Below are 11,871 nucleotides of genomic sequence, written 5' to 3'. Positions count from 1 at the left end.
CGAAGAGAACTCCGTTCCAAGGCAACCGATCTGTGAGGGACCATGGCCACGTCGCCGGACAAAATCGTCGATGCCCTGCGCGCGTCAATGAAGGAGACGGAGCGGCTGCGGCAGGAGAACGAGGACCTGCTCTCCGCCGCGCACGAGCCGATCGCCATCGTCGGCATGGGTTGCCGGCTGCCCGGGGACGTACACAGCCCGGAGCAGTTCTGGCAGCTCATCGCCTCGGGCGGCGATGCGGTCTCCGGGTTGCCGACGGACCGGGGCTGGGATCTGGAGGCTCTTTTCGACCCGGACGCGGACCGCTCGGGCACCGTGTACACGCGCCACGGCGGATTTCTCGGCGATATCGCCGATTTCGACGCGGAGTTCTTCGGGATCAGCCCGCGCGAGGCGACCGCGATGGACCCGCAGCAGCGGCTGCTGCTGCAGACCTCATGGGAAACGCTGGAGCGCGCCGGAATCGATCCGACGACGCTGCAGGGCAGCCACACCGGCGTTTATCTGGGAACCGCCTTCCAGGATTACGCGACGCGCGCCAAGCCGGCCGAACTCGGCGAGTACGAAGGGTATTTCCTGACCGCGGGGGCGGCGAGCGTGCTCTCGGGCCGCATCGCGTACACGCTCGGCCTCGAAGGCCCGGCGGTCACCGTCGACACCGCCTGCTCGGCGTCGCTGGTGGCGATCCACGCCGCGTGCCAGGCGCTGCGCCGCGCCGAGTGCACCCTCGCGCTGGCCGGTGGCGTCACCGTGATGACCACCCCCCATCAGCTGCAGGGGTTCAGCCGGCAGCGCGGGCTGTCCCCGGACGGGCGGTGCCGGTCCTTCGCGGCGGCCGCGGACGGCACGGGCCTGTCCGAAGGCGTCGGCATCCTGCTGCTGGAGCGGCTGTCCGACGCCCAGCGGCTCGGCCACCGGGTCCTCGCCGTGGTGCGCGGCAGCGCCACCAACCAGGACGGGGCGAGCAACGGGCTGGCCGCGCCCAACGGCCCCTCGCAGCAACGGGTGATCCGCCAGGCGCTGGCCGACGCCCGGCTGACCGCCGCCGAGGTGGACGCGGTGGAGGCGCACGGCACCGCCACCACACTGGGCGACCCGATCGAGGCGCAGGCGCTGCTGGCCACCTACGGCCAGGACCGCACCGACCCCCTCTGGCTGGGCTCGGTGAAGTCCAACATCGGGCACACCCAGGCGGCGGCCGGTGTCGTCGGCGTCATCAAGATGGTGCTGGCGATGCAGCACGGCGTGCTGCCGCCGACCCTGCACGTCGACGAGCCGACGCCGCACGTGGACTGGTCGTCGGGGCGGCTGGAGCTGCTGACCGAGGCGGTGGACTGGCCGCGGACCGGCCGTCCCCGCCGCGCCGGTGTGTCGTCGTTCGGCATCAGCGGCACCAACGCCCATGTGGTGCTGGAGCAGGCGCCCGCGGCGGACGGGCCCACCGCCGAGGCCGCCGACGGCACCCCGCCGCGGGTGGTGCCCTGGGTGCTGTCCGCGCGCAGCGCCGACGCCGTACGGGAGCAGGCCCGCAATCTGCTGGCCCGGCTGGACGAGGGCGACGAGCCGGCCGCGGCGGACGTCGGGTACGCGCTGGCCACCACGCGGTCGGCCTTCGCGCACCGGGCCGCGCTGGTCGCGGCGAGCGGCGAGGAACTCACGCGGGGCCTGGCCGCGCTGGCCGAGGACCGCCCCGATCCGGGGCTGACGCTCGGTACGGCGGTGCGCGGCAAGCTCGGGTTCCTCTTCACCGGCCAGGGCAGTCAGCGCGTGGGCATGGGGCGCGAGCTGTACGAGGCGTCGCCGGTGTTCGCCGAGGCGTTCGACGCGGTGTGCGCGGAGCTGGACCGGCATCTGGAACTGCCGTTGCGCGACGTGGTGTTCGGGGCCGCCGGCGACGAGGGGCTGCTGGACCGCACCGGGTACACCCAGCCGGCGCTGTTCGCCCTGGAGGTGGCGCTGTTCCGGCTCTTCGCGCACTGGGGCGTCGCCCCGGACCATGTGGCCGGCCACTCCATCGGCGAGGTGAGCGCCGCGCATGTGGCCGGGGTGCTCTCGCTGCCGGACGCGGCGGCGCTGGTGGCGGCGCGCGGCCGGCTGATGCAGGCGCTTCCGGAGGGCGGCGCGATGGTCGCCGTACAGGCCACCGAGGACGAGGTGCGGCCGCTGGTGGCGAAGCGCGCTGCGCTGGTCGACCTGGCCGCGGTGAACGGACCGTCCTCCGTGGTGGTCGCCGGCGCCGAGCAGGCGGTGCGGGAGGTCGCCGAGCACTTCGCGGCACAGGGGCGCAAGACCAAGCAGCTGACGGTCTCGCACGCCTTCCACTCGCCGCTGATCGACGCCATGCTGCCGGAGTTCCGCCAGGTGGTCTCCCAACTGTCGTTCCACTCCCCCGAGATCCCGGTGGTGTCCACCCTGACCGGCCGGGAGATCACGCCGGAGGAGATCCGGACGCCGGAGTACTGGGTGCGGCACGCCCGCGGGACCGTACGGTTCGCCGACGCGGTCCGCGCCATGGAAGCCGAGGGCGTCCGCACCTTCCTGGAGCTGGGCCCCGACGGAGTGCTGTCGGCGATGGGGCGGGAGAGCCTCACCTCGGCGGACACCGACCTGGCTCCGGCGCTGCGGGCGGACCGCGGCGAGGAGCTCACGGTGACCACCGCACTGGCCCGGCTGCACACCCGCGGCGTGCCGGTGGACTGGCGGGCGTTCTACGCCGGGTCCGGCGCGCGGGCGGCCGAGCTGCCCGTCTACCCCTTCCAGCGCACCCGCTACTGGCTGCCCGCCCCCGCGTCCTCGGCGGCCGTGGGCTCCGCCGGCCTCTCCACGGCCGACCACCCGCTGCTCGGCGCGGTGGTGTCGCTGGCCGACGACGACGAACTGCTCTTCACCGGACGGCTCTCGACCGGCGCGCACGGCTGGATCGCCGACCACGCGGTGTTCGGCCAGGCACTGCTGCCCGGCACGGGGTTCCTCGAACTGGCCCTGCACGCGGGCGAACGGGTCGGCCTCGACCTCGTGGAGGAGTTGACCTTCCACACACCGCTGGTGGTCCCCGAACGCGACGCGGTCACCCTGCAGGTGCGGGTGGGCGGCGCCGGCGAGTCCGGCCGGCGGTCGCTGAGCCTGCACTCCCGGCCGGACGGGGCGGCGGACGACGAGCCGTGGACCCTGCACGCCACCGGTCTGCTCGCCCGGGCCGGGTCGCCCGCCGACGAGGAAGAGCTGACCGTGTGGCCGCCGCGCGGCGCGGAGCCGGTGGACGTCGCCGGGCTCTACCCGCTGATGGCCGGGACCGGCCTGGACTACGGGCCGGTGTTCCAGGGGCTGCGGGCCGCCTGGCAACGCGGTGACGAACTGTTCGTGGAGACCGTCCTGCCGGAGGGCTCCGGCGCCGAGGAGTTCGGCCTGCATCCCGCGCTGCTGGACTCGGCGCTGCACGGGGTCGCGCTCAACGTCGTGCTGCCCGAGTGGGACCAGGCCCGGCTGCCGTTCTCCTGGCGCGGGGTGACCCGGTACGCCACCGGCGCACCGCGGTTGCGGGTGCGCCTGGCACCGGTCGGTACGGACGCGGTGTCCGTGGTGGCCGCCGACGACACCGGCCGGCCCGTGCTGTCGGCCGACGCGCTGGTGCTGCGCCCGGCCGCGCGCGAGCGGATCGAGGCGGCCGGCACCGCCACCCGCGACCGGCTCTTCCAGGTGGGCTGGGAGACCCTCGCCCCCACCGCGGCCCGGGGTGCGGCCGCGGCCTGGGCGGTGGTGGGCACCGGCACCGGTGATCTGGCGCCGTACCTCGCCGACCGGCCCGTCGACGTCCACCCGGACCTGGCCTCGCTCGCCCGGGCGCTGGACACGGGCGGGCAGGCCCCCGACACGGTGCTGGTGTCCTGCCGCGCCGACACGGGCCCGGTGGCCGATCGCGCCGACGCGGTGCGGGCCGCCGCCCACCGGGCGCTCGACCTGGTGCAGCGCTGGCTGACCGACGAGCGCTTCGCCGGCAGCCGGCTGGTGGTGGTGACCCACCGCGCCGTCGCCGTGGGCGCCGAGGACGTCACCGACCTCGCGCACAGCGCCGTATGGGGTCTGGTGCGCACGGCCCAGTCGGAGAACCCGGGCCGCATCGCCCTGCTCGACCTCGACGGCCACCAGGACTCCCGCGGCCGGCTGGCCGACGCCCTCGCCTCGCAGGAGCCGCAACTGGCGCTGCGGGCCGGCGAATTGAGGGCGCCGCGGATGACGCGGCTGCGCCCCGAGCGGGCGCTGTCCGCCCCCGCGACGCCGACCTGGCGGCTGGGCGTCGACGGCGGCGGGACGCTGGAGAGCCTCGCCCTGCTCGACCACCCCGAGGCCGCAGCGCCGCTGGCGCCCGGTCAGATACGGGTGGGGGTGCGGGCGGCCGGGCTGAACTTCCGCGACGCGCTGAACGCCCTGGGCATGTACCCGGGGGAGGCCGGACCGCTCGGCGTGGAGGGCGCCGGTGTCGTGCTCGAAGTGGGCCCCGGCGTCGCGTCGGTGGCGCCCGGCGACCGGGTCCTGGGCATGATCTTCGGCGGAATCGGCCCGGTCGCCGTGACCGACCACCGGATGGTCGCCAAGATCCCCGACGGCTGGTCGTTCGCGCAGGCGGCGGCCGTCCCCGCGGTGTTCCTCACCGCCTACTACGCGCTGGTCGACCTGGCGGACCTGCGGCCCGGCGAGTCGGTGCTGGTGCACGCCGGAACCGGCGGCGTCGGCATGGCCGCCGTACAGCTGGCCCGGCACCTGGGCGCCGAGGTGTACGCGACCGCGAGCCCGGCGAAGTGGGACACCCTGCGGTCGATGGGGCTGGACGACGATCACATCGCCTCCTCCCGGGACCTGGAGTTCGAGGAGAAGTTCCGGCGGACCGGCCGGGGCGTGGACGTCGTGCTGAACTCCCTGGCCGGGGAGTTCGTCGACGCCTCGCTGCGGCTGCTGGGTGCGGGCGGCCGGTTCCTGGAGATGGGCAAGACCGACGTCCGGGATCCGAAGGCCGTCGCCGACGAGCACGACGGCGTCTCCTACCAGGCGTTCGACCTCGTCGACGCGGGACCGGAGCGCACCGAGGCGATGCTGGAAGCGCTGCTCGGCCTGTTCGCGGACGACGCGCTGCGGCTGCCGCCGGTGACCCCGTGGGACGTCCGGCACGCGGCCGACGCCTTCCGGTTCATCAGCCAGGCACGCCACATCGGCAAGGTGGTGCTCACCGTGCCGTCCGGGCTCGATCCGCGGGGCACGGTCCTGATCACCGGCGGCACCGGCGCGCTCGGCGGAGCCCTCGCCCGCCGGCTGGTGGACCGGCACGGGGTACGGCATCTGACGCTCGTCAGCCGCCGGGGCGAAAAGGCCCCCGGAGCGGACGCCCTGGTGGCCGAACTCACCGAGCGGGGAGCCGTGGTGACCCTCGCGGCCTGCGACGTCGCCGACCGTGCCGCGGTGCGGCGGCTGCTCGCCTCGGTGCCGGCCGAGCACCCGCTGACCGCCGTGGTGCACACGGCCGGCGTGCTGGACGACGGGGTACTGGCGTCGCTCACCCCCGAGCGGCTGGACACGGTGCTGCGTCCCAAGGCGGACGCGGCACTGCTCCTGGACGAGCTCACCCGGGACGCGGACCTCGCCGCGTTCGTGCTGTTCTCCTCGACCGCCGGTGTGCTCGGCGGACCGGGGCAGGCGAACTACGCCGCGGCCAACGTCCTGCTGGACTCCCTGGCCGGCCACCGCAAGGCCGCGGGTCTGCCCGCGGTGTCGCTGGCGTGGGGCCCGTGGGAGGACTCCGGCAGCATGCTCGGCGGGCTGGGCGAGGTGGACCTGGTCCGTCTCGGCCGCACCGGTCTGGTGCCGCTCGCCGACGAGGAGGGCCTGGACCTCTTCGACGCCGCCGTCGCGACCGGCGAGGCCGCCGTCATCCCGGCCAGGGTCGACGCCGCGATGCTGCACCAGACGCCGGCGGACGAGATGCCGCACATGCTCCGCGGGCTCACCAGGAAGCCCAGGCGCCGGGCCGGCGGCGCGGCGCACCGGCCCGCCGCGTCCGCGGCGCTGCAGAGCCAACTGGCCGGCGTCTCCGAGGCCGAGGGCGAGCAGCTGCTGCTCGACCTGGTGCGGCTGCACGCCGCGACGGTGCTCGGTCACGCCGACGGCGCGACGGTCGCGGCCGACCTCGCGTTCAAGGAACTGGGCTTCGACTCGCTGACCGCGGTGGAACTGCGCAACCGCCTGGGCGGCGCGGTCGGCACACAGCTGTCCTCCACCCTGATCTTCGATCACCCGACGCCGGCCCTGCTGGCGCGCCATCTGCGGACCGAGCTGCTGGGCGCCGAGGCCGACCGGTCGACCGCCGCCGCGCAGGCCGTGGCCGTCGACGACGACCCGATCGCGATCGTCTCGATGAGCTGCCGCTACCCCGGCGGCATCGCGACGCCCGAGGACCTGTGGCAGCTGGTCACCGACGAGTCGGACACGGTCTCGCCGTTCCCCTCCGACCGCGGCTGGGACGTGGCGGCCCTCTACGACCCGGACGGGAGCCGGCCGGGCACGACGTATGTGCGGGTGGGCGGATTCCTCGACGACGCCGCGCGGTTCGACGCGGGGCTGTTCGGGATCAGCCCGCGCGAGGCGCTGGCGATGGACCCGCAGCAGCGGCTGCTGCTCGAGACCTCCTGGGAGGCGCTGGAGCGGGCCGGGATCGACCCGCTGTCGCTGAAGGGCGATCAGGTCGGGGTGTTCGTCGGGGCCGCGGCCCAGGGCTACCCCTCGGACCCGCGTCAGGCCCCCGAGGACCTGGGCGGCTATCTGCTGACCGGCAGCACCTCCAGCGTCATGTCCGGCCGGATCGCCTACGCCTTCGGCGTGGAGGGGCCGGCGGTGACCATCGACACCGCCTGCTCCTCGTCCCTGGTGGCGCTGCACATGGCCGTACAGGCCCTGCAGCGCAACGAGTGCTCGCTGGCCGTGGCCGGTGCGGCCGCCGTCATGGCCTCGCCCGACATCTTCCTGGAGTTCAGCCGCCAGCGCGGGCTGTCCCCGGACGGCCGCTGCAAGGCCTTCGCGGCGGCCGCGGACGGCACCGGCTGGGGCGAGGGCGTCGGCACGCTGCTGCTGGAACGGCTGTCGGACGCGCGCCGCAACGGCCACCCGGTGCTGGCGCTGGTGCGCGGCTCGGCGATCAACTCCGACGGCGCGAGCAACGGCCTGACCGCACCGAACGGCCCCTCCCAGCAGCGGGTGATCCGGCAGGCGCTGGCCAACGCCCGCCTGTCGGCCGACGACGTCGACGCGGTGGAGGCGCACGGCACGGGCACCCGGCTCGGCGACCCGATCGAGGCCCAGGCCCTGTCGGCGACGTACGGGCGCGAGCGCGCCGAGGACCGTCCGCTGTGGCTGGGCTCGGTGAAGTCCAACATCGGGCACACCCAGGCCGCCGCGGGACTGGCCGGCGTGATCAAAATGGTCGCGGCGATGCGGCACGGGGTGCTGCCCCGGACCCTGCACGTCGACCGGCCCACGCCGGAGATCGACTGGTCCGGGAGCGGGCTGGCGCTGCTGACCGAGTCCACGCCGTGGCCCGAGACCGGGCGGCCGCGCCGGGCCGCGGTCTCCTCCTTCGGCATCAGCGGCACCAACGCCCATGTGATCATCGAGCAGTCCCCGGCCGCGACCGGCGAGCCGGCGGCGAGCACCCCGGAGCCGGACGCCGCCGCCCCGCTCACGGCCCTGCCGTGGGCGCTGTCCGGCAAGACCGAGGAGGCGCTGCGCGCCCAGGCGCGCCGGCTGCTGACCCACCTCGCCAACGCCGCCGACCCCGACCTGGCGGCCGTCGGCCACTCCCTGGCCACCACCCGCGCCACCCTCGACCACCGCGCCGTGGTGGTCGCGGACGGGCAGCAGGCCCTGCTGGAGGGGCTCACCGCGCTGGCCGAGGGCCGCGAGGCGGACTCCGTCGTCCAGGGCGCGGCCCGCAACCGGGGCCGGACGGTGTTCGTCTTCTCCGGCCAGGGATCGCAGTGGCCGCGGATGGCCGCCGAACTGCTCGACTCCGATGCGGTGTTCGCCGAGCGGATCCGGGAGTGCGAGGCCGCCCTGGCCCCCTTCGTGGACTGGTCCCTGACGGACCTGCTGCGCGGCGCCGACGGCGCGCCGTCGCTGGACCGGGTCGACGTCGTCCAGCCCGCGCTGTTCTCGGTGATGGTGTCGCTGGCCCGGCTGTGGCAGTCCTACGGGGTGCGGCCGCACGCGGTGATGGGCCACAGCCAGGGCGAGATCGCCGCCGCCTGCGTGGCCGGCGCGCTGTCGCTGGACGACGCGGCCCGGGCGGTGGCCCTGCGCAGCAAGGCGCTGGCCGCGATGTCGGGCCAGGGCGGCATGGTGTCGGTCGCGCTGGGCGAGGAGGCGGTGTCCCGCCTGGTGGCGCGGTGGGACGGTCAGCTCTCCGTCGCCTCGGTGAACGGCGCGTCGTCCACGGTCGTCTCCGGGGACCTGGACGCGCTGGAGGAGTTGCTGGCGCGCTGCAAGGAGGACGGGGTACGGACCCGAACCCTCCCGGTGGACTACGCCTCGCACTCCCCGCAGGTCGAGCAGGTCCGCGAGCGGCTGCTGGAGGAGCTGGCCCCCCTGACGCCCCGGCGCTCGGAGATCCCCTTCTACTCGACGGTCACCGGCACGGAGCTGGACACCACGGAGCTGGACGCCGAGTACTGGTTCCGCAACCTGCGGCAGACCGTCCACCTGGAGCGGGTGACCCGCCTGCTGCTGGAGCAGGGCTACGACGTCTTCGTCGAGGCCAGTCCGCACCCCGTACTGACCATGGCGATCCAGGAGACGATGGACGCCGCGAACGTCGCCCACGGCATCACGGTGGGCTCGCTGCGCCGCGACGACGGCGGCCCGGCGCGCTTCTTGGCCTCGGCCGCGCAGCTGCACACCAGCGGCGTGACGCTGGACTGGGCCGCCGCCTTCGCCGGCCGCCGCGTCGGCCGGGCCGAGCTGCCGACCTACCCCTTCGGGGGTGAGCGGTACTGGCTGGAGCGGGTCGGCGGCTCGGGCGAGGTGACCTCCGCCGGCCTGGGCACGACCCGCCATCCGCTGCTCGGCGCCCTGGTCGCCCTGCCCGGCTCGGCCGGCACGGTGCTGACCGGACGGCTGTCGGTCAGGTCCCAGCCCTGGCTCGCCGACCACGCGGTGCTGGACACGGTGCTCTTCCCCGGCACGGGACTGGTCGAACTGGTGCTGCGCGCCTGCGAGGAGAGCGGCTGCGACACGATCGAGGAGCTCACCCTCCTCGCCCCACTGGTCGTCGACGCGGACGGCGCGGTCCAGCTGCGGGTGATGGCCGGCGAAGTGGACGACACCGGGCGGTGCCCGGTGGAGGTGCACTCCCGGCCGGAGGACGCGCCCGCGGACACGCCGTGGCTCCAGCACGCCGTCGGGGTGCTCGCCACCCGCAGCCCCGCGCCCCCGGCCCGGTTGCCCCAGTGGCCGCCGTCGGACGCGGAGCCGGTGGCGCTGGACGACGGGTACGCGGTGCTGGCGGCGGCCGGACTCGACTACGGCCCGGCCTTCCAGGGGCTGCGCGCGGTCTGGCGGCAGGGCCCGGACGTCTTCGCCGAGGTCCACCTCCCCGACGAGGCGCAGGCCCGGCAGTACGGCGTGCATCCGGCGCTCTTCGACGCGGCCCTCCACGCGATGGTGCTGGGCGGGCTGGTGGCCGACGGCGGCGAGCCGCGGCTGCCGTACGCCTGGAACGACGTGTACCTGCACACCACGGGGGCGTCGACGCTGCGCGTACGGCTGTCCCCGGCGGGCGCGGACGCGGTGTCGCTGACGGCGGTCGACGCGTCCGGCGAACCGGTGCTCTCGGTCGGGTCGCTGATGGTGCGGCCGGTACCGCCGGGATCCCTCGGCAACGCCCGCCAGGTGTCGCACCGTTCGCTCTTCCGGATCACCGGTGAGCGGCTCGCGCCGCCGGCGACACCCGCCCCGGTCACCGGCACCTGGGCGGTGCTGGGGCCGGACGACCTCCAGCTGGGGGCCGTCATGGAGGCTGCCGGGGCGCGGCTCGACGGGTACGAGAGCCTGGACGCGCTGGGTACGGCGGTCGGCTCCGGAGCGCCCCTGCCCGACGTGGTCCTGGTGCCCTGCCTGTGCGACCCGCAGGAGGAGGCAGACCCGGCCCGGGCCGCCCGCGAGGCGACCCACCGGGCGCTGGCGCAGGCGCAGGCCTGGGTCGCCGACGAGCGGTTCGCCGGCTCGCGGCTGGTCTTCGTCACCCGTCACGCGATGGACGTCGACGACGAGGGCACCGGGCACGACCTGCGGCAGGTGCCGCTGTGGGGTCTGGTGCGCTCGGCGCAGTCGGAGCACCCCGGCCGGTTCGGCCTGCTGGACACCGACGAGGACGCCGCCTCCCGCCGCGCCCTGCCGGCGGCCCTGGCGTCCGAGGAGCCCCAACTCGTCCTTCGTGGCGGCGTGGTGCGCGCGGTGCGGCTCGCCCGGGTCCCGGCGGCCGCCGAGGAGCCGGCCGGGCAGCCGGCGCTCGCGCCGGACGGCACGGTGCTGATCACCGGCGGCACCAGCGGTCTGGGCGAGTTGATCGCCCGTCACCTGGTGGCGCGGCACGGCGTCACCAGGCTGCTGCTCACCAGCCGAAGCGGCCCGGCCGCGGCGGGCGCGGCCGAGCTGGAGGCGGACCTGGCCCGGCAGGGAGCCCATGTCACGGTGGCGGCCTGCGACGTGGCCGACCGGGACGCCCTGGCGGCGGTGCTCGGCCGGATCCCGGCGGCGCATCCGCTGACCGCGGTGGTGCACGCCGCCGGTGTGCTGGACGACGGGGTGCTCACCGCGCAGACGCCGGAGCGGATCGACCGGGTGCTGCGGCCCAAGGTGGACGGCGCGCTGAACCTGCACGACCTCACCCGGGACGCGAAGCTGTCGGCCTTCGTGCTGTTCTCCTCGGCCGCCGGGGTGCTGGGCACCGCGGGGCAGAGCGGTTACGCGGCGGCGAACGCCTTCCTGGACGCGCTCGCGCGCAGCCGGCGGGCCGCCGGTCTGCCGGGCAGCTCGCTGGCGTGGGGCATGTGGGAGCAGCGCAGCGGTCTGACCGGCGAGTTGTCCGAGGCGGATCTGCGGCGCATGGCGAGGTCCGGGGTCGGGCAACTGCCCACCGAGGAGGGCCTGGCGCTGTTCGACGCGGCGCTGGAGGCGCCGCACGCCGTGCTGGTGCCGATGAAGCTGGACCCCGCGGCGATGCTGGCCGCGGGCGAGCCCGGGCTGGTGCCGTCGGTGCTGCGCACGGTGGTGAGGGCCGGGCGGCGCCGCGGCGGCGCCGAGACGCCGGGCGGAGCGGGCGGGTCGTTCGCGGCCCGGGTGGCCGAACTCCCCGCCGAGGAACGGGAGCCGGCGCTCCTGCGCCTGGTACGGGAGCAGGCGGCGACGGTGCTGGGGCTCGCCTCGCCCGATGCCGTCCAGGACACCCGGGGCTTCTTGCAGATGGGCTTCGACTCGCTGACCGCGGTCGAGCTGCGCAGCCGGCTGGGCGCGGCCACCGGCCTGCGGCTGCCGGCGACGCTCGTCTTCGACCAGGCCACACCGGCCGCCGCGGCCCGCTATCTGCGGGACCGGCTCTTCCCCGAGAGCCGGGAGCTGACCGAGTCCGAGGCGGAGGAGAAGAGGTTCCGCGAGGCGCTGGCCTCGATTCCACTGGCCCGCTTCCGGCAGGCCGGCCTGCTGGCGGACGTGCTCCGGCTCGCCGGCGGCGAGGCGGCCGCGGAACCGTCACAGGCGGGCGAGGCGGCCGGGATCGACGACATGGACGTCGAGGATCTCGTGCGCACGGCCTTCGGCGGGGACAAGTCCTGATCT

The 11,871-nt window shown here is 75.4% G+C and carries 1 protein-coding gene; it reads left to right on the top strand.

What is annotated here, in order from left to right:
• Positions 1–42 precede the first annotated feature (42 nt).
• Entirely contained in the window at positions 43–11,868 is an 11,826-nt protein-coding gene (locus AC0680_RS10810) for an SDR family NAD(P)-dependent oxidoreductase (protein WP_478626758.1), read from the top strand.
• Positions 11,869–11,871: the final 3 nt, after the last annotated feature.

The organism is Streptomyces sp. NPDC043738, assembly GCF_056436545.1.
Note: the sequence above shows the minus strand (reverse complement) of the source record. Positions and strands in the feature narration are given on the sequence as shown.